Origin of the sequence: Pseudarthrobacter niigatensis (genome assembly GCF_030812615.1) — a bacterium.
GTDB classification, from domain to species: domain Bacteria; phylum Actinomycetota; class Actinomycetes; order Actinomycetales; family Micrococcaceae; genus Arthrobacter; species Arthrobacter niigatensis.
This window is the reverse complement of sequence record NZ_JAUSTB010000004.1, coordinates 294,066-317,153: the sequence shown is the minus strand read 5'-3', so window position 1 is coordinate 317,153 and position 23,088 is coordinate 294,066. Positions and strand designations below refer to the sequence as shown.

Here is a 23,088-nt window from a genome sequence, read left to right as displayed (position 1 = left end):
GGCGCCCCTAGTTCGCGGTGCCCGGGCTGCGCCGCCGCCATACGGTGGGCACGCCGTCGAACGCCGGAAAGACATGGCCTTCGAAGAAGGACAGGACGGTGTGTGGGTCCAGGTCCGGGCTCCATAGACCCGAAGCCGGGCAGTGCGAACCGGTAGCGGTGGACGCGGCGCCGGCGGATGCCTGGCGTTCCTTCAGCAGGGCGATGCGTTTCATCGTTGAGACCATCCTGGGTGTCGAAAATGGGCGTGGGTAAGCATGTACCTCCACCCTAGGAAAGGGCCGGCCGCCGACCAATGGGCGGCTGGCCAGAATCACCCCACTTCGATGGACGAATGTACAGTGGCCCACACCCGGGTCCCGCCCGGACCGACCGCTCAGCCCGCGGCTTCGGCCGGGGTGGAGGCAGCGGCGTCCCGTTCCGGGTCCACGTCCGGCCCGGCGCCGAGGCTTCCCAGCAGGGCCAGCGCGTCCGACGACGGCGACCCCGGCCGGGCGGAATACACCCTCAGCGTCTGGTCGGGATCCTCCGGCAGGACCAGGTTTTCAAAGTTCAGTTCCAGGTCCCCCACGGACGGATGATGCAGCCGGATGGTCCCGGCAGCCCGCGTGGCCACACGGTGCCCCGCCCACCACTGGCGGAAGTGTTCGCTGTGGACAGCCAGTTCGCCCACCAGATGGCTGGCCTGGGGATCATTGGGGTGCCGGCCCACGTCCAGCCGCAGGGATCCTGCCGCTTCGGCGGCAACCGTCTTCCAGTCCCTGAACAGCTCCCGCGCCGCGGGGTCCAGGATGGTCCAGCGGGTCAGGTTGCGCTCTGCGGGGGGCAACGAAGGGAAGTCAGTGAACAGGAGGAAGGCCATCCGGTTGCCGGCCAGGACATCGTTCCGGCGGCCCAGCACCATGGCGGGAACCTCCCCCACCGCGTCCAGGAGCTGGCGCAGCGCCGGCCGGACACCCTGGGCAGCGTTGGCACCGGGCTCGCGGGGAGCACCGGCGCAGTTCTCGAGCAGGTCCAGCATGTGCGCGTGCTCGCTGCTGTCCAGCCGGAGGGCCCTGGCTACGGCGTCCAGGACCGTGCGGGACGGGTGGATATTACGGCCCTGCTCCAGCCGGACGTAGTAGTCCGTGCTCACGCCGGCCAGCCGCGCCACTTCCTCCCGCCGCAGGCCCGGAACCCTGCGTGCCCCTGTGGTGGGTCCCGTCCCGGCGACATCCGGGCTCAGCCGGGACCGCATGGCTTTGAGGAATTTTCCGAACTCGGCGCTTTGACCCATGCAGACCATTGTGCCTGCGTGGGACGGCGCGCTCTACCACGAAGGTAGGACTGGCAGTCCTAGGAAAAACAGGAACAGCCTTGCCTGCTGACTTGCTGGACCGAAATGCATAGGCTCAGGAGTGAGCCAGTGGAAACCGATTTCTCTTCCGCGGGGCAGCCGGCAGCAAACTCCGGCACCACCTTCCAAAAGGAGCACTCCCATGTCAGAGCTGACACTCAACAACGGCGTCACCATCCCCCAGCTTGGCTTCGGTGTTTTCCAGGTCCCGCCGGAAGAGACCCAGCGGACCGTGGAGGACGCCCTGGAAGCGGGCTACCGCCACATCGATACCGCAGCCGCCTACCGTAATGAAGCAGGAGTCGGGGCAGCCCTCGCCGCCACAGGCATCGCACGCGAGGACATCTTCGTCACCACCAAGTTGCGCAACGGCGAGCAGGGCAGGGCGCAGGAGGCATTCCAGAACAGCCGCAAGGCTCTGGGCCTGGACTTCATCGACCTCTACCTGATCCACTGGCCGGTTCCGTCGCAGGGCCTCTTCGTCCAGGCATGGAAGGAGATGGAACGGCTTTACGAGAACAAGGAAATCCGCGCCATCGGAGTCTCCAACTTCCTCTCCGACCACCTGGACACCCTGCTGCAATCCACCGAAACCGTGCCCGCCGTCAACCAATTCGAGCTGCACCCCAGCTACCAGCAGGCAGACCTTGCCGCCAAATGCCGCAGCCTGGGAATTGCCGTCGAGGCGTACAGCCCCCTGGGGCAGGGCGGGGACCTCAATGGAAACGCCGTCACCTCGATCGCCGCCGCCCACGATGCCACCACCGCCCAGGTGGTGCTCGCCTGGCACCTGGCCAACGGCAACATCGTCATTCCCAAGTCTGCGAACCCGGGCCGCATCCGGGAAAACTTCGCGGCTTCGTCCCTGAAGCTGTCCGGGGACGAAATCTCCGCCATCACCGCACTGGAGTCCGGCGCGCGCATTGGCTCCGATCCCGCCGTCGCCTCCTTCACCCAGATGTAGGTTCCGGCCTGCCCAACGACCGGCTTGGCAGGCTTACCCGTTGAAAGGATTCTCCATGCAGTACACCCATCTGGGCCGCTCCGGCCTGAAAGTCTCCCGCCTCTGCCTGGGCACCATGAACTTCGGACCGCAGACCGAGGAAGCGGACGCCCACAGCATCATGGACTCGGCCCATGAAGCCGGCATCAACTTCTTCGACACCGCCAACGTCTACGGCGGAGCCGACCACCGCGGCTGGACCGAAGAAATCATCGGGCGGTGGTTCGCCAAGGGCGGCGAGCGCCGGGAGCACACCGTCCTGGCCACTAAGCTCTACGGCACCATGACGGACCGCCCCAACGAGTCGAAGCTCTCGGCGCTGAACATCCGCCGCGCCCTCGATGCCAGCCTCAAGCGCCTGCAGACCGACTACATCGATGTCTACCAGTTCCACCACATTGACCGCGACACCCCGTGGGATGAGATCTGGCAAGCCATCGAGGTGGCAGTGCAGCAGGGCAAGATCCTGTACTCGGGCAGCAGCAACTTTGCCGGCTGGCACATCGCCCAGGCCCAGGAAGCAGCGCGCCGACGTAACTACACCGGCCTGGTCAGCGAGCAGTCCATCTACAACCTGTTCATGCGCCAGGTGGAACTGGAAGTCATCCCGGCGGCACAGCAGTACGGGCTGGGCCTCATTCCCTGGTCGCCGCTGCAGGGCGGACTGCTGGGCGGGGTGCTGAAGAAGGAACGCCAGGGCGTCCGCCGCACCGAAGGACGGGCCGCGGAAACGCTGAAGAAGCATGAGGGCCAGATCCGCGAGTACGAGGACTTCGCGGACGAACTGGGCCACGAACCCGGCGACGTGGCCCTGGCGTGGCTCCTGCACCAACCCGCGGTGACGGCGCCGATCGTGGGCCCACGCACGCAGGAACAGCTGGACGCCGCCATCCGCGCACTGGATGTCACCCTTGACGCCGACGCCCTCAAGCGGTTGGACGACATCTTCCCCGGGCACCGTACGGCACCGGAAGACTACGCGTGGTGAGCCCAACCGCCACGGAGACGGTGGCGCCGAGGAGCATCCTCTTCATCGGCGGCACCGGGGTCATCAGCGCGGCGGCGGCAGAACGCACCGCCGCGCTGGGCCACCGGCTGACCATTTTGAACCGCGGCCAGTCAGGCAGGCCTGCCCCTGAAGGCACGGAAGTGCTGCACGCGGACGTCCGTGACGCAGCGGCTGTGCGGGAGGTGCTGGGCGGGAGGGAGTTCGACGCCGTGGCGGACTTCATCTCCTACACTCCGGACCAGGCGCAAACCAGCATGGAGTTGTTCCGGGAGCGGACGGGCCAGTACGTGTTCATCAGTTCGGCCTCCGCATACCAGAAGCCGCCCACCAGGCTCCCGATCCTCGAATCCACGCCTTTGAAGAACCCCTTCTGGCAATACTCCCGGGACAAGATCGCGTCCGAGGAGCTCCTCTTCAGGGCCTACCGGGAGGACGACTTTCCGCTGACGGTGGTGCGTCCGTCGCACACCTACGACCGCACCAAGATCGCCATGGTGGGCGGCTGGACTGACATTCACCGGATGCGCGCCGGGCTGCCGGTCATGGTCCACGGCGACGGTACTTCCCTGTGGACGCTGACGCACAGCAGGGACTTCGCCAAGGCGTTCGTGGGCCTGCTCGGCCGGCCGCAGGCAGTCGGTGAAAGCTACACCATCACCTCCGACGAATACCTGCCCTGGAACCAGATCTACCGGCTCTTCGCGAGGGCGGCCGGCGCCAAGGAACCCGAACTGGTCCACGTGGCGTCCGAAACCATCGCCGCCCACGACTCCGAACTGGGTTCCAACCTCCTGGGCGACCGGTCCCATTCGGTGGTCTTCGACAACGCCAAGATCAAGTCCCTGGTCCCGGACTACACGGCCACGATCCCGTTCGCGGACGGTGCACGGGAGATTGTTGAGTGGTACGACAGCCACCCGGAGCTGCAGCAGGTCAACGAGGCCTTCATGCAGCTCTCGGACAAGCTCACCGGCTGGGCGCGGCAGGGCGCCTGAGCCTGCGCTGCAGTCACCGCTGGGTCCTCCCGCATCCAGCGGTGGCCCGGCGGCGCCTGCCGGCTGTGCTAATTTCGGCGCATGACGTTGCCCCCTTCAGAACAGCCCGTCGACAAACCTGTCGCCGCCGCCATCGCGCTCCTGGCCGGCCAGGGTTTCGATGCAACGTCCGTTGAGGAACTTGCCGAAGCCTCGGGCATGAGCCGCAGCACGTTCTTCCGACGCTTCGGGTCAAAGGAGGACGTGGTCTTCGCCGACCACGAACGGATCCTGCGCCAGGTGAATGACCGGCTCGCGGAATCCAGGCTCGAGCCCCTGGCCGCCGTCGCGGACGCGGCACTGCTGGTCTTCGAACACCATGTGCGGAACCGCGATACGTCCCGGGCCCGGTATGGGCTCCTGCAGGCGGTTCCGGCCCTCAGGGACCGGGAACTGGTCACGTCGCACCGGTACGAGCGGGCATTCCTGCAATACCTGAACGAGCGGCTGCCGCAGGACGGGCGGAGCGGGTACAAGGCCGTGGCCTTCGCCGCAGCCGTGGTAGCCGTGCATAATGCCTTCCTCCGGCAATGGCTCCGCGCCTCGCCCGACCCCGCGGATGCTGGGGATGGGGACCAGAAAAGGGCCGCAGCCCTCGCCGCCGAACTTCGTACCCTGGCAGAAACCTTCCGGCCCGCACTCCTTGGTGCCGCCGCCACCGCACAACCCGCGCCGACCGTCGTCGTCACCGTTCTCCCGGGCCAGGCCGGCAGGGAAGCGATCGCCCAGGCCGTCCTCGACGCCCTTCCCTAGCTCGCTGCCGCCTCCTTGATACTCAGTTTCTTGACGTGGAACTGCATATCATAGCATCCTTGAACCGTGTGGTGCACGCCACACGGCCCCGGCCCCAGCGCCGCCGCTGATTCAAAGGATGCAGATACATGACGACGTCGTCACCCAGCCTCGCGCCCACCGGCACCGGAGACCCTGCCGGCTTCCCGTCCGGGACGGTAGAGCCGGAGTATGTCCTGACCGAAGCCCTCGGGACGGACCCCGCATCCATCCTGGCCGGCGTCAGCGACGAGGACCGCAGGTACTGGGACCGAGCCCGCAACTTCGTCCAGGATGAGGTCCTCCCTGTCATTGACGGCTACTGGGAGCGCGGGGAATACCCGCTGCACCTCCTCCGCCGCCTGGGCGAACTGGACCTGCTCCGCGATGGCATCACGGTGGAGGGCTTCGCGCCCATGAGCAGCATGGCCGCCGGCTTGGTGAACATGGAAATCAGCCGGGGCGACGGTTCCGTAGCCACCATGATTGCGGTCCAGGGCGGCCTGGCCCTTCGGTCGGTTGCCGAGTGCGGATCCGCGGCACAGCAGGAGCGTTGGCTGCCCGCGATCGCCAAAGGCACGGAATACGCGGCGTTCGCCCTCACGGAACCAACCCATGGCTCCGACTCGGTGGCCCTGGAAACCACTGCCACCCGCACGGAGGGCGGCTTCCTGCTCAACGGCGAAAAGAAATGGATCGGCAATGGTTCCGTGGGCGGCGTCAGCGTCGTCTGGGCCCGGGGCGACGACGGCCAGGTCCACGGCTACCTGGTTCCACAGGACTCCCCCGGCTACACGGCCAGGAAGATCGAGGGCAAACTTGCCCTCCGCGCCATCTGGCAGGCTCACATCCGTCTGGAGGACGTCTTCGTCCCGGAAGAAAACGTCCTGCCGGGCGCACGTACCTTCAAGGACACAGCCCGGGTCCTGCTGGCGACCCGCCTGGGCGTTGCCTGGTCCGCCGTCGGCCACGCCACGGCCTGCTACGAAACGGCCGTCCAGTACGCCAGGCAGCGCAAGCAGTTCGGCCGTCCGCTGGCCGCGTCCCAGATCGTCCAGGAACGGCTGGCCCGGATGCTCAGCGAACTGGCCACCATGCAGCTGATGGTGGTGCAGATGACGCGCCTGGATGAGGCCGGGACGCTCACGCCCGAGCAGGCATCGCTGGTGAAGTACACCTGCACCCGGACCGCGCGCGGTATCGCTTCCAACGCCCGTGACCTGCTGGGCGGCAACGGCATCCTGCTGGAAAACCGGGTTGCCAGGCACCTTGCCGACATTGAAGCCATCCACACCTACGAAGGCACCGAAACCATGCAGGCGCTCATCATCGGCCGCGGCATCACCGGTACCTCCGCCTTCGCCTGAGCCTTGACCACCCGGCTCCGCCACCCGCCATCCCCCCGAAAGGACTGTTCTTGAACCAGAACGCCAACACCCCCGTCATCCTGGGCGGCGCCCGCACCCCGTTCGGCAGGTTCCGCGGCGGCCTCACGCCCTTTTCCTCCAGCGAACTGGGCGCCCATGCCATCCGCGCTGCGCTGGAACGCACGGGCGTGGCGCCGGAGCAGATCGGGGCCGTCATCGTCGGCCAGGTGATCCAGGCCGGAGCGGGCCAGGGTCCCGCACGCCAAGCCAGCCTGGCCGCCGGGATCGGCTGGGACGTCCCCACCATCACCATCAACAAGCTCTGCCTGTCCGGACTCACCGCCGTCATCGACGCTGCCCGGATGATCCGCACGGGGGAAGCCGACTTCATCGTGGCCGCCGGCCAGGAATCGATGACCAACGCACCGCACCTGGTCCCCGGGCTGCGCGCCGGCGTCGTCATCGGCGATGCCCCCATGCTTGATTCCCTGAACCATGACGGACTGCAGGACCCGGTCAGCGGGAAGCTGATGGGTGAGGCCACCGATTCCGGCAACGCCGAACGCGGAATCACGCGCGAAGAGCAGGACGCCGTGGCGGCCCGGTCCCACCAGCGCGCCGAAGCCGCCCGCGCGGCCGGGATCATGGCGGAGGAGATCGCACCAATCGACATCCCGCAGCGCAAGGGACCCGCCGTGACGCTTGAACACGACGAGGGCATCCGTCCGGACACCACAGCGGAATCCCTGGCCCAACTCCGCCCGGCGTTCTCCAAGGCGGACACCGCCACCATCACGGCAGGGTCGTCCTCGCCCCTTTCCGACGGCGCCGCGGCGCTGGTCATTGCCAGCAAGGCAGCCGCGGAAGCAGCAGGCCTGGAGTGGATTGCCGAGATCGGCGCCCACGGCCAGACCGCAGGCCCCGACGGATCCCTGCACTCCCAGCCGGCCCGGGCCATCGAACGCGCGCTCAAGGACCAGGGGCTGACCGTCCAGGAGCTGGACCTGGTGGAAATCAACGAGGCCTTCGCGTCAGTCCTCATCCAGTCCGCCAACGATCTCGGCATCGACGCCGAAACCGTCAACGCCGAAGGGGGCGCCATCGCGCTGGGCCACCCCGTGGGCGCCTCGGGCGCGCGCCTGGTGCTGCACCAGGCGCTGGCGCTGAAACGCCGCGGCGGAGGCACCGGCGTCGTGGCCCTCTGCGGGGGCGGCGGCCAAGGTGACGCCCTCATCCTCACCGCGTAACCATCCCAACGAAGAAGCAGGACATGACCAACACCAACTCCGCCGACGGCTTCGCCACCATCTCCGTCGCAGCGATCCTCGCTGAATCAGCCAAGAGGACTCCCGGCAGCATCGCCCTGGTCGTCGGTGAAGACCAGGTCAGCTACGGCGACCTCTGGCGCCAGACCCGCGCCTACGCCGGTGCGCTGCGCGCCCGCGGCGTTGGTCCGGGAGACGCCGTCGCCGTCCTGATCCCCAATGTGCCGGACTTCGCGCGGGTGTATTACGCCATCCTCTCGCTCGGCGCGATCGTCGTCCCGGTGCACGCCCTGCTGAAGGCCCGCGAAATCGAATACGTCCTGCAGGACAGTGGCGCCCGGCTGCTCGTCTGCGCCGCTCCCTTGCTCACGGAGGGCGCTGCCGGTGCTTCGGCCAGCGGGGTCGATGTGCTGACGGTCATGGCGCCCGACGACGGCGGGTTTCCACGGCTGGAAGCGGAGGCGGCCGCCGCGGAGCCGATCCGGACGTACGAACCCTGCCGCCCATCGGACACGGCCACCATCCTGTACACGTCCGGCACTACCGGCAAGCCGAAGGGTGCGCTGGGGACGCACTTCGCCCTGGTGGAGCAGACGTCGGTCCTGCTGACCAGCGTGATGGACTTCCGGCCGGGCGACACCCTCTTCGGCGGGCTGCCGCTCTTCCACACCTTCGGCCAGACTGTGGTGCTGAACACGGGCCTGCGCGCCGGGGCCACCATCGTCCTGATGCCCCGGTTCACGGGCCCGGATGCCCTGAAGCTGCTGGCACGGCACAACGTCAACATTTTCCTTGGCGTGCCCACCATGTATGTGGCGCTCCTGGAAGCTGCCAAGACCGTGGCAGAACGGCCCACCGCGCTGCGGTACGGCATCTCCGGCGGCGCATCCCTTCCGCTCGCCGTGATGGACCGTTTCCGCGACGTCTTCGGCGTGGAAATCCATGAAGGGTATGGCCTGACGGAAACTTCGCCGGTGGCGGCCTTCAACCACGTGGGCATGCAGCCGAGGCCCGGCACCATCGGGATTCCCATTTGGGGCGTCGACATCGAGATCGCCCGTCCCGAGGTGACCGAGCGGATCGAACTGCTGCCCAACGGGGAGCTCGGCGAGCTGGTAATCCGGGGGCACCTGCTGATGAAGGGCTACCTCAACCGGCCCGATGCCACCGCCGAGGCCGTGGTGGACGGCTGGTTCCGCAGCGGCGACCTTGGCACCAAGGACGATGAAGGCTACCTCACCATCGTGGACCGCAAGAAGGACATGATCATCCGGAACGGCTACAACGTGTACCCGCGGGAGGTGGAGGAAGTCCTGCTGACCCATCCGGCCGTGGTCAGCGCGGCCGTGTACGGCGTCCCGCACGACGTCCACGGCCAGGAAATCGCGGCCGCCATCGTCCTGGACGCGGGGGCGACAGTCACCGAGACCGAGCTGATGGACTTCGCCAGCGCCCGGCTCGCGGCCTACAAGTACCCGCGCGTGGTCAGGATACTTTCCGAACTCCCGCTGGGGCCCAGCGGCAAGATCCTGAAGCGGAAACTGGCGGAGGAACCGGCCTAGGCTCCACCGGCAGTAAGCTGCGGGCCGTCCCGAATCGCGGGCACCGGGAGCCGGGACGACCCGCAGGGGGCAGACTGGTCGCATGACACTTGCACCGCTCATCCACCTCAATGACGGCAACAGGATTCCGCAGCTGGGGCTTGGCACCTGGCCGCTGGACGACGAACAGGCGGCCGCCGCCGTCGTGCAGGCTGTTGAAGCCGGGTACCGGCACATCGACACGGCCGTGAAGTACGGCAACGAGCGCGGCGTCGGGAACGGCATCCGGGCCTGCGGCGTGGATCGCGGCGAGCTCTTCATCACCACCAAGCTCGACGGCGAGTTCCAGGGCCTCGACCGCGCGGTGGCCGGCCTGGAAGGGTCACTGGGGCGCCTGGGCCTGGATTACGTGGACCTGTTGTTGATTCACTGGCCGCTTCCCGGCAGGGACCAGTACGTTTCCACGTGGCAGACGTTCGAACGCCTGCAGGCTGAGGGGAAGGTCCGGTCTATAGGCGTGTCCAACTTCAAGCCGGCGCACCTGGAACGACTGATGGCGGAGACTGACGTTGTGCCGGCGGTGAACCAGATCCAGCTGAGCCCGGCTATCACGCGGCGCGCAGAGCGGGAATTCCATGACCGGCATGGCATTGTGACAGAGTCCTACAGTCCGTTGGGCGGGTCGGGGGCAGGTTTGTTGGCCGCTCCCCTCCTCTCCCGGCTGGCGGAAAAGCATGGCAAAACCGCTGGCCAAGTGGTTCTGCGGTGGCACGTACAAAACGGATTGGTAACGATTCCCAAGACGGCTTCCCCCACCCGGATGGCCGACAATCTGGACGTGTTCGATTTCGTCCTTGACCCGCAGGATCTCGCTGATTTAACGGCCCTGGCCAAGGCCCAAGGGCAGGCAATGACTCGGACACGACGGGGCACTAAAACCGTCCTGAACTGCACTTTTTTCCAGAAACGGGGTTGGCAAAAAGATAGTAAGCATGATTACTATTGAGCCAGAAGGATGAAGTGCCTCCGGGACCCGGAGGCCTCCTTTACTTAGGAAGAGAGCTTCAAATGGGATTTATTGCATTTCTGATTCTCGGACTTATTGCCGGTGCGATCGCTAAGGCGATCCTCCCGGGACGCCAGGGTGGCGGCTGGATCATCACCATGGTGCTGGGCGTCGTCGGCGCTTTCCTCGGTGGCTGGCTGGGCGGGATGATCTTCGGCAGTGGACTGCAGGAGTTCTTCTCGATCCAGACGTGGCTGCTGGCGATCGTCGGCTCGCTGATCGTCCTTGCCATTTACGGCATGGTCACCAAGCGCAGCGCCCGCGGATAACTGCACGGGCACGCCAGGAAGCCGGCCTGGGGACATCATCCCCGGGCCGGCTTTCATTTTCCCCGGCAACTGGCGTCACGCCCCTAGCCGGGACTGACAACCTTCTCGCAGAGCAGGAGATCATCGTGAAAAACAAGCTTCTTTTGGGTGTAGGCGTTGCCGTGGGCTACGTCCTCGGATCGCGGTCAGGCCGTGCTGCCTACGACAAGCTGAAGGCCCGCGCGGCCGGCATCTGGGACAGCAAGCCGGTGCAGGACAAAGTCTCGGTGGCGACGGAAACCATCAAGGAAAAAGCGCCTGAAGTGGCCGACCAGCTTGGGGAAGCCGCACGCAGGGCAGGCACAGTGATCGGCTCTGCAATGCACCGCGACACTTCTGCGGGTCATGCTGCAGCAGGCACTTCTGCTTGGCCTTCAACGGGTACCGGCCCCGCCGACGCCCTGGGTGAGGACCACATCCCCGCCCACAGCACCCACCCGGAGACCACCAACTTTGGTACCTCCGATGGGACCGCCACGAAGTCCTAATCGACGCTTCACCGGTCATCCATGACGCTGGTCCCGCCGCATGACATGGGAATGACCAGCCTTTGTGCTACAACTGAATCGCCTTGCCGGCCGTCGCGATCCTTGGGGGACGCGGCGGCCGGCGGTTTTTAACTGGCACACCCATCGCAGTTTCCCCGTTTTCCACATAGGGGTTGTGGGGTCTCTTCATTGTCAGTGGCGGCTGGCAGAGTGTGGTCATGGAGGCAGTTGGGGAGCAGCTGGATGAGTCGTTCGGTGTGTTGTACGGCGGGCTGTTCAGCGGGAACGCGGACGACGCCGGCAGCCGGCGGACGGGTCCGGCCCGCCTTCGCGCCGTCCCCGGCGGGGAGGGATCCGGCCCTGCCATCCTCGGGGCGCTTGCCGAAGAACTCGCCACCGCCGCCCTGGCCGCCCCCGGCCTGCTGGCCATCGCCACCTACAGCGAGGCGGCCGATTACGCCGGCCACGCCGAGGAACTGGCCCGCACCGTGGAGTATCTTCAGCTCCTGGCCGCCGGTGCCGTGGAGCGGACCCGTACCCAGGCCATCACCCAGGCCGCGGCCCGGACCACCCACGCTACCGTGCCCTCACCGGCCGATGACGGGTGCCGGAACACCGCAGAGTTCCTCCGCCTCCGGCTTCGGATCCCCATCCGCGAAGCCCGCCGCCGACTCACCCTCGCACAGCACACCCTCCCCGGCACCACACTGACCGGCGAACCACTCCCACCACCCCGGCCCCACCTCGCCGCCGCCCTCACACCCGGCACGGACTCCATCGACCCTTCCCGGATGATTCAGGGCACCGCCGTGTCCTCCCACGCCGCGACCCTCATCACCGCCACCCTGGACCGGCTCCAACACCACACCACCCCAGAGACCCTGGACCGGATCGAAGAGCACCTCACCACCGCAGCCACCACCACCGACCCCGACTTCCTCACCCGCCTGGCCCAACGCTGGACCGACACCATCGACGCCGACGGCACCGAACCCACCGAAGAAACCCTCCGCAACACCCAAGGCGCCTTCATCCGCAAACCCCGCCACGGCCTGCACCACCTCGAAATCTTCGCCACCACCGACCAATACGAACACCTCCTCACCGTCATGAACACCGCCACCAACCCCCGCACCACCACCGGCACGGCAAGAGGGAACACCGAACTCCCCGACCTGGACCGGCGAACCCGCGCCCAACAACAACTCGACGGCCTCATCACCGCCGCCAAAACCGCCCTCACCACCAACACCCTGCCCACCACCGGCGGCAACCGACCCCAAATCATCGCCACCATCCACTACCGGGACCTCTTCCCCACCAATGCCGCCACCTCCGCAAGAAAAGACCACAGCGCGGAAGCAGGGACAGGAACCTTCGCGTTCACCGGCCCCGTCGCCGCGGCCACCCTGCGCAAAATCGCCTGCGACGCCGACATCATCCCCGCCCTCCTGGGCACCCGCGGCGAAATCCTCGACCTCGGCCGCAAGACTCGGCTCTTCACCCCCGCCCAACGCACCGCCCTCACCACCCGCGACCAAGGCTGCGCCTTCCCCAGCTGCACCATCCCCGCACCCTGGTGCGAAGCCCACCACATCACCTACTGGTCACACGGCGGACCCACCACCACCAACAACGGCGTCCTGCTCTGCAGCCACCACCACCACCTCATCCACAAAGAACAATGGACCATCACCACCACCACCGGCACACCCGCCTTCATCCCCCCACGCCACCTCGACCCCACCCAAAAACCCCAACAAAACCACTACTTCAAACCCCCACCACCACCCCATCAACACGAATAGGGAACGCAGCCTGGCGTACTGGGGTTTCCGGACGGTTTAGAAGGATCGTTACGTGCGGTCCACGGCTGCTGGGCTGGTTGGCTCGATCCTCCAGGCGGCAGGCCGGATACTGGGGAGGGGGAGGACGGTGTCAGTGGGTTCCTGCCGCCACGCGCCCGACGACCACGGTGCCGTCCACTTCCTCCGAATGGACTGTCCGTGTGCCGAACCCGGCGGCGGCCAGGATGTCGGAGGTGGCGGCTGCCTGCTGCTCGCTGGTCTCGATAAAAAGATGACCGTCGGGCGCCAGCCAGTGAACACCCTCAGTGGCAACCTGCCTGTGGAAGTCCAGTCCGTCAGGACCGCCATCGAGGGATGCCGCAGGTTCGTACAACCGCGCTTCGGGGGGCATGGTTCGGATTGCCTCCGTGGGCACGTAGGGAGCATTGACCACGAGCACCCGGATTCGGCCACGCAGTTCACGCGGCAGGGCTGCGAACAGGTCACCCGCATGAACCTGGCCACCCAGGGGCTCCAGGTTCCGCCGGGCGCACCTTACGGCAGCAGGCTCGATATCCGCTGCATGCAGTTCCACGTGCGGGGCGCTTCGCAGGATGGCCGTTCCCACGGCCCCGGATCCACAACAGAGATCCACCACTACCGGAGGCGCCGGCAGTGCGGCGTCCGGCGGCAGGCCCAAGGCCTCGCCAAGCAGCAGATCCAGGGCCTCGCTGACCAGAAGTTCCGTGCGTCGCCGCGGCACGAAAACGCCGGGCTCAACCACAACACGGCCGCCGGCAAACCCAGCCCATCCAAGGATGTGCTCCAAGGGGACGCCTTCCACCCGCCGCTGGACACTGAGTGAAAGTTCCGCGGGGCCGGCGCGCCCAGCGAGGAGGAGCCGGGCCTCATCTTCGGCGAACACACAGCCGGCAGACCGCAACCGGGACACGATCTGGTTGAAGCCCAGCGGCGCGGACTGGCCATGGACAGCGCGCGAGCCGGGAGGAGGCTGAACACCGCCCTCCGGGCAGCCCATGGTCACCTCCACGCCGGTCAGGCCCAGGGCTCCGGAGAGCGCCCGGTGCGGACAATCGACGTCAATTCAGCCCTGACCACGCCCGCCTCCGTTCTTCCACTGCCGGAAACCCCATGCTAATCGGCGCCCCGGGGTACGGGAATAGGGGGTGAAACCTTGGCAGGATTGGACCATGACCAACGGCGCAGCCAACAACAGTCCAGCCACCAATATCCTGTGGATCGGCACGTATACGCCCGACGGCGGCGGCCGCGCGGACGGTATCGGCGCCGTCCGCGCGCACCTGGACGGCAGCCTGGAATGGTTGGGAACGGCCGTCGAAGCACAATCGCCGTCGTTCGTTGCTGTACACCCAACCCTGCCGGCGGTGTACGCGGCGGCCGAACAGCGCGGGAAAGTCCAGGCGTACCGCCGGCACGGCGAAGCCGCTTTGGAGGCCCACGGGGAACCGCAGCTTGCCGGCGAGGCGACCTGCCATGTTGCCGTTGACCCGCACGGCCGCTTTGTTACTGCCGCCTGCTGGGGCGACGGGCAGGTCCTCCTCTACGAGTTGGATTCCGACGGCGGCATGACCCGGCGGTTTCCCGCCGCACCATCGGTTGATCCCCACGCCGCCCTCCCGCCCGGAAGCCCCAGGCAAAGCCGTGCCCACGCCAGCCTGATGCTGTTGGACGGACGCATCATGACCACCGACCTGGGCCACGACACCCTCCGTATCTGGACCTACCAGGCAGGCGCCGGGCTGGTGGCGGACCACGAGGTCGTCCTCCCCTATGGCAGTGGCCCGCGGCACCTGGTGCAGCACCAGAACGGGAACGTCTTCATAGTTTCGGAGTACTCCGTGGAAGTCTTCGTAGTCCGCCCCGAGGCCGGCACCTACGAGCTGGTATTCCGCGGACCCGCGACGGCCGGCGGAAGCCAGCAAGGCGACTCCGCAGCCGAGATCTGCCTGGGCCCGCAAGGAAACTTCGCCTATGCCGGCGTTCGCGGGTCCAACCTCATCAGTGTCCTGGAAGTCTCCGGGGACGGCACCGAACTGATTCCCGTCAAGGACTTTGACAGCGGCGGGAACTGGCCGCGCCACCACATGGTCCGCGGGAACTTGCTCCACGTGGCGCATGAACGCTCACACAACATCGCCACGTTTGAGCTGGATCCCATCACCGGCCTCCCCGGACCAATCAGGCACACCGTCAACGTCCCGTCGCCCACCGCAGTGGTAGCCGCGGGATAGCGCTGCTGCCCCGGCGGATCCACCCGAAGGTCCCCTTCCCTAAACACTGGAGTAATTCAGTGCAAGCGCTTACAGTTGTGACTCGGTTCACAAGGCAGCATGCTGTCCTTCGAACCCTCCTGCCGCATCCCCATGTCAACGGCAAGCCTGTACAGCAGCGCTGCTTCCCAGGAAGGTCTCACCCTTGCTATTCCGCACCCCTCCCGGCGCTCCCCCACGCGCCCACCAGCCGGCCAGTCCAGCCGTAACAATTCGCCCCTCAACAACCAAGCCAACCCGGAAACGCGTTGCAGCCCGCTCCGCGGCCGGTCTTCTTGCGGCCGCCGTCGCCGTCTCCGCCGCAGTCCTCCCCGCCCATGCCGCCCCTAACGGCCCGGGTTCCAAGGACCCCGGCACCAAGAACCAAGGCTCTGCGGAAGCCCTGCATTCGCTCCGCGGTCCCGTTACCGACGAAAACTTCTACTTCGTCATGGCGGACCGCTTCAGCAACGGCAGCACCGCAAACGACCAGGGCGGCCTCGGACCCGACCCCATGGTCTCCGGTTTCGATCCCACGAAGAAGGGCTTCTACAACGGCGGCGACCTGGTCGGCCTCCGCAATAAGATCGACTACATCCAGGGCCTGGGCACCACATCGATCTGGCTGACCCCCAGCTTCAAGAACAAGGCAGTCCAGCCGGAGGACAAGTCAGCCGGCTACCACGGCTACTGGGTCACCGACTTCACCCAGATCGATCCGCACCTGGGAACCAATGACGAACTGAAGGGCCTCATCGACGAGGCCCATGCACGCGGCATGAAGGTGTACTTCGACATCATCACCAACCACACCGCTGACGTCATCGGCTACCAGGAAGGCGACCGCAAGGGCTACGTGTCCAAGGACACCGTCCCCTACAAAACAGCTTCCGGCGAACCCTTCGACGACCGCGATTACGCCGGCACCGGCACCTTCCCCCAACTGGACGCGAACACCTCGTTCCCCTACAAGCCCGTCCTGGCACCGGGCGAAGAAAACCTCAAAGTCCCGGCCTGGCTGAACGACACCACCCTGTACCACAACCGTGGCGACACCACCTTTACCGGCGAGGACTCCATGTACGGGGACTTCTTCGGCCTCGATGACCTGTTCACCGAAAACCCCAAAGTGGTGCACGGCATGGAGGACATCTACAAGTCCTGGATCGGCGATTTCGGCGTGGACGGCTTCCGCATCGACACCATGAAGCATGTGAACAACGAGTTCTGGCAGGAATTCGGCCCCAATGTCCTCACCTACGCCAAAGAGCACGGCAAGGACGATTTCTTCATGTTCGGCGAGGTCTTCGATACCAGCAAGAGCTTCACCTCGCAGTTCACCACCCGCAACAAGATGCAGGCAGTCCTGGATTTCCCCTTCCAGGACGCGGCCCGCAACTTCGCATCCAAGAGCCAGGACGCCAGGGCCCTGCAAACCTTCTTCGCCGGCGACGACTGGTACACCGACGCCGACTCCAACGTCTACGAGCTCCCCACCTTCCTGGGCAACCACGACATGGGCCGCATCGGCAGCTTCATCAGCCAGGACAACCCGGCGGCCGGCGACGCCGAGAAGGTGGCCCGCGACGAACTGGCCCACGAGCTGATGTACTTCTCCCGCGGCAACCCGGTGGTCTACTACGGCGACGAGCAGGGCTTCACCGGCCCCGGCGGGGACCAGGACGCCCGCCAGACGCTCTTCGCCAGCAAGGTGCCGGAGTACCTTGACGACGACCTGCTGGGCACCGATGCCACGCACGCCACAGACAACTTCAACCCGAGCCACCCGCTGTACGCCAAAATCCGTGAGCTGGCTGCCCTGACCAAGGAGCATCCCGCACTGCGGAACGGCGCCCACCAGCACCGCTACGCCTCGGATGGCCCCGGCATCTACGCCTTCTCCCGCACGGACGCCCAGGACCAGCGCGAATACGTGGTCGCGCTGAACAACAGCGCCCAGCCGCAGACAGCCCCCATCCCCACCTACATCGCCAAGCGCAGCTACACGCGGATCTACGGCGAAGGACCCGACGAGGCCAAAACCTCGGAGGATGCCAAGCTGACGGTCACCGTGCCGCCGCTCTCCGCCGTCGTCTACGAATCCGCAGGCCGGATCCCGCACTCGAAGGCTGCGCCCGCCGTCGCCCTCCAGCAGCCGGCCGCAGCCCCGGGCGACAACGGGCGCATCAACGTGACGGCCGACGTCGACGGTTCTTCGTTCAATGAGGTCACCTTCGAAGCCCGGACGGCCGGCGGCCAATGGCAGCCGATCGGCACGGATGACACCGCCCCGTACCAGGTGTTCCACGACGTCGCGGACCTGGACGCCGGCACAGCCCTGGAGTACCGCGCCACCGTGCTGGACAACGGCGGCCATACCGCCGCCAGCCAGAGCCGTCAGGCAAGCGTCCCCGCGCCGGTCCTGACCCTGCAGAAGCCCGCCGAAGGCAGCAGTGTGGAGGGAAAGGTGGAACTTAGCGCCACTGCCGATCCCGAGAAGGCGAGCAACGTTGTGTCTTTTGAGCGCAGCGTCAACGGCGGGAACTGGACCGCGGTGGGCACCGATTCCTCGTCCCCGGTGTATTCGGCAACCGATGATGTTTCCACGCTGGCTGACGGCACGAAGGTCCAATACCGTGCCGTCATGGCCGGCACGGGCTTCAACGTCACCAGCGGCACCCGGACCGTCACCGTGGGCCAGGCCCCGCAACCCGATTCGGTCTCTGTGGCCGGATCACTGAACCAGGCCATGGGCTGTACGGCGCAGTGGGATCCCACATGCCAGCAGGCAAAGATGGTCCTGGACCCGGCGGACCGCATCTGGCGGCTGACCGCCGACCTGCCGGCCGGGAAGTACGAATACAAGGCAGCGCTCAACGGCGGCTGGGACGAAAACTACGGTGCCGACGGCCAGTTCAATGGCCAGAACATCGTGCTGGACCATCCCGGCGGACCAGTCACCTTCCGCTACGACAACAGCACGCACCTGCTCAGCGCCGTCTACGCCTCACAGCAGCCGTCCGCCGTGGCGGCGGCGGGAAGCATGGACAGCGAGCTGGGCTGCGCCACCGACTGGGAGCCGGCCTGCCAGCAAGCCCAGCTGGCCCTGGACCCGGCAGACCTCGTCTGGAAGCTCACCGTGCCGGACCTGCCGGCAGGGAGCTACGAGTTCAAGGCGGCCCTCAACAAGTCCTGGGACGCCAGTTACGGGGCCGGCGGCGCAACGCCCGGGGCCAACATCGTGTTTGAGCACGACGGCGGCCCGGTCACCTTCCGGTACGACCACGTCACCCACGTGATCACCGCAGGCTAGGCCAGCGGAGAAGGCACCATGGCCCCGCCGCTTGAGGAAGTGGCGGGGCCATCGTTCTTTGACCAGCTGCTCAGGATCCGTGCAGGGATCCCTCCACCGCGGCGAGCAGCGCGTTGAACCGCTTGTTGCCGGGAAGGTCGTCAAGGTAAACCGGCCTGCCGTCCGGGCCGCCCAGCGGAACCTGCCAGTTGGGATACAGGGCTTCCGTGGTACCGGGCTGGTTCTGGAGCCGCCGCTCCCCCACCGCGTCCACCAACGCCACGCCCAGCAACACCGACGGCGACTGGGCCAGCAGGAGGTGCAGCGCCTCGATGGTGTGCTCCTCCGCGGACTGCTGGCCGGCCCCGGCAGCAGTCCCCTCGGAGAGGTAGCCCCGTTCACGCAGCAGGGCGAACATTTTCTCCAGGGATGCGTTGTGCTCGGCCCGCTCTTCCGCTTCGGACCGCTCGAGCAGGCCAAGACGGCTCCGCAGGCCCACATGGTCGCCGGCAAGGTAGCCGGCCGTGGGCGGAAGATCATGGGTATTTACGCTGGCGAGCGCCTGTGTACGGTACTTTTCCGGTGCAAGGGGCGAATCGCCGTCGTACTCGAACCACAGGATGGACGTGCCCAGGATGCCGCGGTCCGCGAGGTAGTCACGCACCCAGGGCTCGAAGGTGCCCAGGTCCTCCCCGATCACCACGGCACCGGCACGGTGCGCCTCAAGGGCCAGGATGCCGATCAGGGCCTCGTGGTCGTACCGGACGTAGGCACCGTCCCCCGGCGCATTCCCGATGGGGATCCACCACAGCCGGAACAGGCCCAGGATGTGGTCCACGCGGATGCCGCCGGCGTGGCGCAGCACGTTGGACAGCATGTTGCGGAACGGTTCGTAGCCGGCTTCGGCCAGGCGGGCCGGGTGCCACGGCGGCTGGCCCCAGTCCTGGCCCTGTTGGTTGTACATGTCCGGCGGCGCACCCACGCTGGTGTTTGGGGCCAGTACACGGCCCAGTGTCCACGCGTCGGCACTGTTGTGGTCCACGCCCACTGCGAGGTCGTGCACCACGCCCAGCCGCATGCCGGAGCGGAGCGCCGCCTGCTGCGCGCTTTCCAGCTGCTCGTCGCAGATCCACTGCAGCCAGCGGTGGAACCCGATCCGGTCCGCCAATTGCTCCCGCAATGCCTCCGCGGCCGGTGTTCCGATGGCGCACTCCGGATCCGTCCACAACGGATCGGCGGGAGCAAGGTCTTCGCGGATGGCGGACCAGAGCGCAAAATCGTCCAGGCCGGGGCCGGAGACGCGGCAAAACTCCTCGAAGGCGGCCTGCCGGGAGGGCGAACGCCGGGTGTGGTAGAGCATCTCCAGTGCCTGCAGCTTGGCCGCGTAGACGGCGTCACGGTCCAGCCGGGTGCCGTCCCTGTTCAGGCCGGCCACTTCCTCGTGCAGCTTTTCCAGGGCCGCGCGCTTCCGTGGCCGGAGGTATGCCAGCTCGGGGATAGCCTCGATCCGGATATAGAGGGGGTTGAAGAACCGGCGGGTGGACGGCGAGTAGGGCGAGGGCTGGACGGGCGGGACGGGCTCCGCGGCGTGCAGCGGGTTGACCAGCACATAGTCGGCCCCGCGTGCGCCGCTGACGGCCGCCAGGTCCGCAAGATCCGCAAAGTCGCCGATGCCCCATGACCGCTTGGACCGGACCGAATAAAGCTGCGTGGCCAGCCCCCAGCCGCGGCGGTCCTCAAGGGGCTTGGTCGTGTCCAGCCTGGCAGGCGTGACCACCAGCGCGGCAGTGGCCGCGGCACCCTCCGACTCCGCGTGCAGGGTGTGCCACCCCAAAGGCAGGTCCTCGGGCAGGGAGAACGTGGCACGCCCGGTGGAAACGCCGTCCACCTCCCGGGGCTGGATCCAGATGTCCTGCTGGAGCGCCTCCCGCGATCCGGTTCCCCCTTCAAGGGTGATGGTGAGGCTCGCGGTGGCACCGTCCCGCACGTGGACCGGAACCTGGGCCGGTTCGCCCTGCTTGATGACGACGGCGGCCGGCAGCATCCGCCGCCAGGGCGCCAGTTCCACCTCGGCGAGGGCGGCTTCGATGTGCTGGTTGGTGTGGGCCTCCACCCCCAGCGCGGCAAGTACCTTGATCAGCGTGCCCTCGGCGACGGAGTGCGGCAGGCCGTCCCAGCCCTGGAAGGACGTACCCACGCCATGCGCGTCGGCCAGCTGCTGCAGCAGGTGCGGATCCACCGTCCCGGGGGCAGCGGCAGGAGGATCTTCGGGCGTCGTTGGCCGTGCTGCGTGCTGCTGGTCTGCTTCCGTCATGGGTGTCCGCCTCGTCTGTGATGGTCCCGGAACTTACAGTGCTGCCTGTCGTGCCGGGCGCTCACACCCCCGTGCACAACCGTTGGTTCAGATTATTGCAGGGCAGCGCAGGGGCGAAAGCCACGCAGCATGCAGCGGGGCGGGAAAAGCTTGAGGGCGGATCCGGCCGGCTACGGATCGAAGTGCGTGGTCACCGGCCCGTCGCTCACCCGGCCAAGGACTTCAGCGGCCAGGTCCCGCAGCTTCTGGTTCCGGTGGCTGGACGCCTTGGTGAGCAGGGCCATGGCTTCATCCTGGGTACACCGGTTCTGCGCCATGATCACCCCGCACGCCAGGTCGATCGTGGTGCGGTTCGCCATGGCGGCCTTCAGGTCATCCGCCAGGTTTTGGGCGTCGGCGATCCGCAGTGCCAGCCTCAACGCCCTGCCGGCGAGGTCGGCAAACCCCTCCGCCGTGCGGAGGACGTTGGGGGCAAAGACGCCGGGTTCCGCGGCAAAGAAGTTCAGCGCGGCGGCCTGGTCGGCATCCAGCGCCAGGGGAACGCCCAGCACGCTGCGGCACCCGTTGTCAGCCAGCACTTTCTGGTACTCGGGCCACCGGGTATCGGTCTCAACGTCGGACAGGATCATTGGCTGCATGGCGTCCAGGGATGCGATGCACGGCCCCTCCCCGAGGACCTGCTCAAGTTTGTCCAGCACGGCTGCCCGTTCACTGCTGCCGGCAATGGTGGCGCTGCGCTTGCGGCGGCGGAGCGTAACCCCGCATTCGATAAAGACGCCTGCGGCATCGCTGAGCGTTGACGCGGCAACAGCCGAAAGTTCGGACAGGAAGTCAGCAACGTTGCTGCTGCCGATGATGAGGTCGTGCAACTGGACGAACGGTTCATCGTTATTGAGGGTGCCCATGCCTCAATATAAGCGCTGTTTCCGGCTGTTTGGGCGCCACAATTCGTCATCCCCGCTGCTCTGGTTACTCCGTGCGACGAAAAGAGAAGGACTAAAACGGAAATCTGTGCCGGCCTGCCGAATCTGTGTAGCGTCGTGACGATCCAGGGCATGGCCACTGAATGGAGGAGACCGGAGATGAGCCTGAGTGAACTGCGCGTGTTCGGGCGGTCGGGAACCCCCATCAGCCCCCTCACTTTGGGGACCATGAACTTCGGCGAGGGGACCGGCAACGGCCAGGGCGCCCCTACCGGCGCGGAGGAAAGCATCCGGATCATCCATGCGGCGCTGGACGCCGGCATCACCGCGGTTGATACCGCCGACGTCTACTCGCAGGGCGAATCGGAGCAGGTGGTGGGGCGGGCACTCCGGGGACGCAGGGACGACGTCTTCCTGGCCACCAAGTTCCATGGCCAGATGAGCCCCAACCCGGCCCACTCCGGCAACTCGCGGCGCTGGATCACCCAGGCCGTGGAAGGCAGCCTCCGCCGGCTGCAGACAGACCGGATCGACCTCTACCAGGCACACCGGCCGGACTACAACACCGACGTCCTGGAAACCATCACCACCTTGAACGACCTGATCCGCCAGGGCAAGATCCTGTACTACGGCACCTCGGTGTTCACGCCGGCCCAACTGGTGGAAGCACAGTGGCTGGCCACCACCAACCACCTGATCCCGCCGATGGGCAACCAGGTTCCGTATTCCATGCTGGTCCGCGGCAACGAGCGCGACGTACTGCCGATTGCCCAACAGTATGGCGTGGGTGTCCTCGCCTACGGACCCCTGGCAGGCGGCTGGCTTTCCGGCAGCTTCGTCCTGGAATCCGGCCAGCCCGCCACCCGGGTGCACACGCTTCCCGGCCGGTACGACATGTCCGGGCCCACCAGCGAGCGCAAGCTGCTGGCCAAGGATTCGCTGGCCCGCCTGGCAGACAAGCTGGAGCTGTCCCTGGTGGACCTGGCCGTAGGGTTTGCCCTGACGCATCCCGCCATCAGCAGCGTGATCATCGGTCCGCGGAGCGAAGAACACCTCCAGGCGTACCTTCGCGCCGCCGACGTCCAACTGGCCGAGACGGTACTCGACGCCATCGACGACCTGGTGCCCCCGGGCACCAACTTCGTGGAGCGGGACGCGGGCGCCATCGTGCCATCCATCGAGTTCGCGGAGTTACGACGACGGTAGCCGGCTTCCCGGAGCCAGGCGCCCGCCACGCGGCGGCGCCAGATACGGCGGCGCCAGATACGGCGGCGCCGCACCTGCCTATGATGGC

The 23,088-nt window shown here is 66.8% G+C and carries 18 protein-coding genes and 1 pseudogene; 14 read left to right on the top strand and 5 right to left on the bottom strand.

The genetic code is table 11. The features are described from left to right. Positions 1–7 precede the first annotated feature (7 nt). Together J2T23_RS08635 and J2T23_RS08630 are read right to left on the bottom strand one after the other, a co-directional pair. The gene (locus tag J2T23_RS08635) at positions 8–214 is read right to left on the bottom strand and encodes a hypothetical protein (RefSeq protein ID WP_056331347.1); all 207 of its coding nucleotides are present in this window, start codon (positions 212–214) and stop codon (positions 8–10) included. A gap of 161 nt (positions 215–375) precedes the next feature. Beyond that, on the bottom strand, positions 376–1,275 hold the full coding sequence (locus tag J2T23_RS08630) for a helix-turn-helix transcriptional regulator (protein ID WP_307358983.1): 900 nt from the start codon (positions 1,273–1,275) through the stop codon (positions 376–378). A gap of 202 nt (positions 1,276–1,477) precedes the next feature. Here J2T23_RS08630 and J2T23_RS08625 point away from each other — a divergent pair, with 202 nt between their 5' ends. The 11 genes and pseudogenes from J2T23_RS08625 (at position 1,478) to J2T23_RS08575 (ending at position 12,995) form a co-directional block, all read left to right on the top strand. Then, positions 1,478–2,299: an aldo/keto reductase gene (locus J2T23_RS08625; protein ID WP_307358981.1), complete on the top strand. Its 822-nt coding sequence runs from the start codon at positions 1,478–1,480 to the stop codon at positions 2,297–2,299. 55 nt (positions 2,300–2,354) lie between these two features. After that, a complete protein-coding gene (locus J2T23_RS08620; RefSeq protein WP_307358979.1) occupies positions 2,355–3,326 on the top strand; it encodes an aldo/keto reductase in 972 nt (323 codons plus the stop codon). Further along, positions 3,320–4,342 (top strand): NAD-dependent epimerase/dehydratase family protein, encoded by a 1,023-nt coding sequence (locus tag J2T23_RS08615; RefSeq protein ID WP_307358976.1) that lies wholly within the window; start codon positions 3,320–3,322, stop codon positions 4,340–4,342. Before J2T23_RS08620 ends, J2T23_RS08615 begins: the two co-directional genes overlap by 7 nt. A gap of 81 nt (positions 4,343–4,423) precedes the next feature. Beyond that, on the top strand, positions 4,424–5,134 hold the full coding sequence (locus J2T23_RS08610) for a TetR/AcrR family transcriptional regulator (protein ID WP_307358969.1): 711 nt from the start codon (positions 4,424–4,426) through the stop codon (positions 5,132–5,134). A 128-nt stretch (positions 5,135–5,262) separates the two neighbouring features. Beyond that, the gene (locus J2T23_RS08605; protein ID WP_307358966.1) at positions 5,263–6,519 is read left to right on the top strand and encodes an acyl-CoA dehydrogenase family protein; all 1,257 of its coding nucleotides are present in this window, start codon (positions 5,263–5,265) and stop codon (positions 6,517–6,519) included. Positions 6,520–6,569: 50 nt separating this feature from the next. Further along, positions 6,570–7,766 (top strand): acetyl-CoA C-acetyltransferase, encoded by a 1,197-nt coding sequence (locus J2T23_RS08600; RefSeq protein ID WP_307358964.1) that lies wholly within the window; start codon positions 6,570–6,572, stop codon positions 7,764–7,766. A 23-nt stretch (positions 7,767–7,789) separates the two neighbouring features. Then, positions 7,790–9,346, top strand: a complete 1,557-nt coding sequence (locus J2T23_RS08595; RefSeq protein WP_307358962.1) for a long-chain-fatty-acid--CoA ligase — start codon at positions 7,790–7,792, stop codon at positions 9,344–9,346. Positions 9,347–9,428: 82 nt separating this feature from the next. Beyond that, positions 9,429–10,261 (top strand): annotated as a pseudogene (locus J2T23_RS08590) (aldo/keto reductase). 132 nt (positions 10,262–10,393) lie between these two features. Beyond that, positions 10,394–10,660 (top strand): GlsB/YeaQ/YmgE family stress response membrane protein, encoded by a 267-nt coding sequence (locus J2T23_RS08585; RefSeq protein WP_141158447.1) that lies wholly within the window; start codon positions 10,394–10,396, stop codon positions 10,658–10,660. Positions 10,661–10,785: 125 nt separating this feature from the next. Then, positions 10,786–11,187 (top strand): YtxH domain-containing protein, encoded by a 402-nt coding sequence (locus J2T23_RS08580; protein WP_141158448.1) that lies wholly within the window; start codon positions 10,786–10,788, stop codon positions 11,185–11,187. Positions 11,188–11,405: 218 nt separating this feature from the next. Beyond that, a complete protein-coding gene (locus tag J2T23_RS08575) occupies positions 11,406–12,995 on the top strand; it encodes an HNH endonuclease signature motif containing protein (protein ID WP_307358957.1) in 1,590 nt (529 codons plus the stop codon). 130 nt (positions 12,996–13,125) lie between these two features. On the opposite strand, the gene J2T23_RS08570 is transcribed toward J2T23_RS08575, so the two are convergent. After that, positions 13,126–14,013 carry a putative protein N(5)-glutamine methyltransferase gene (locus J2T23_RS08570; protein WP_307358955.1) on the bottom strand — a complete coding sequence of 296 codons (888 nt, stop codon included), beginning with the start codon at positions 14,011–14,013 and terminating at the stop codon, positions 13,126–13,128. Between the two features lie 172 nt (positions 14,014–14,185). Between J2T23_RS08570 and J2T23_RS08565 the strand changes: the two genes are divergently transcribed. Next, the gene (locus J2T23_RS08565) at positions 14,186–15,247 is read left to right on the top strand and encodes a lactonase family protein (protein WP_307358953.1); all 1,062 of its coding nucleotides are present in this window, start codon (positions 14,186–14,188) and stop codon (positions 15,245–15,247) included. Between the two features lie 184 nt (positions 15,248–15,431). After that, complete coding sequence (locus tag J2T23_RS08560; protein WP_307358951.1) at positions 15,432–18,578, top strand: alpha-amylase family glycosyl hydrolase; 3,147 nt, start codon at positions 15,432–15,434, stop codon at positions 18,576–18,578. A 70-nt stretch (positions 18,579–18,648) separates the two neighbouring features. Here the strand turns inward: J2T23_RS08560 and malQ are convergent, their stop codons facing one another. Both malQ and J2T23_RS08550 read right to left on the bottom strand, forming a co-directional pair. Beyond that, complete coding sequence (malQ, locus tag J2T23_RS08555) at positions 18,649–20,871, bottom strand: 4-alpha-glucanotransferase (RefSeq protein ID WP_307358950.1); 2,223 nt, start codon at positions 20,869–20,871, stop codon at positions 18,649–18,651. Positions 20,872–21,041: 170 nt separating this feature from the next. Beyond that, on the bottom strand, positions 21,042–21,776 hold the full coding sequence (locus J2T23_RS08550) for a GAF and ANTAR domain-containing protein (protein ID WP_141183096.1): 735 nt from the start codon (positions 21,774–21,776) through the stop codon (positions 21,042–21,044). Between the two features lie 177 nt (positions 21,777–21,953). Between J2T23_RS08550 and J2T23_RS08545 the strand changes: the two genes are divergently transcribed. Then, the gene (locus J2T23_RS08545; protein ID WP_307358945.1) at positions 21,954–23,000 is read left to right on the top strand and encodes an aldo/keto reductase; all 1,047 of its coding nucleotides are present in this window, start codon (positions 21,954–21,956) and stop codon (positions 22,998–23,000) included. The last annotated feature ends 88 nt before the right edge of the window (positions 23,001–23,088 follow it).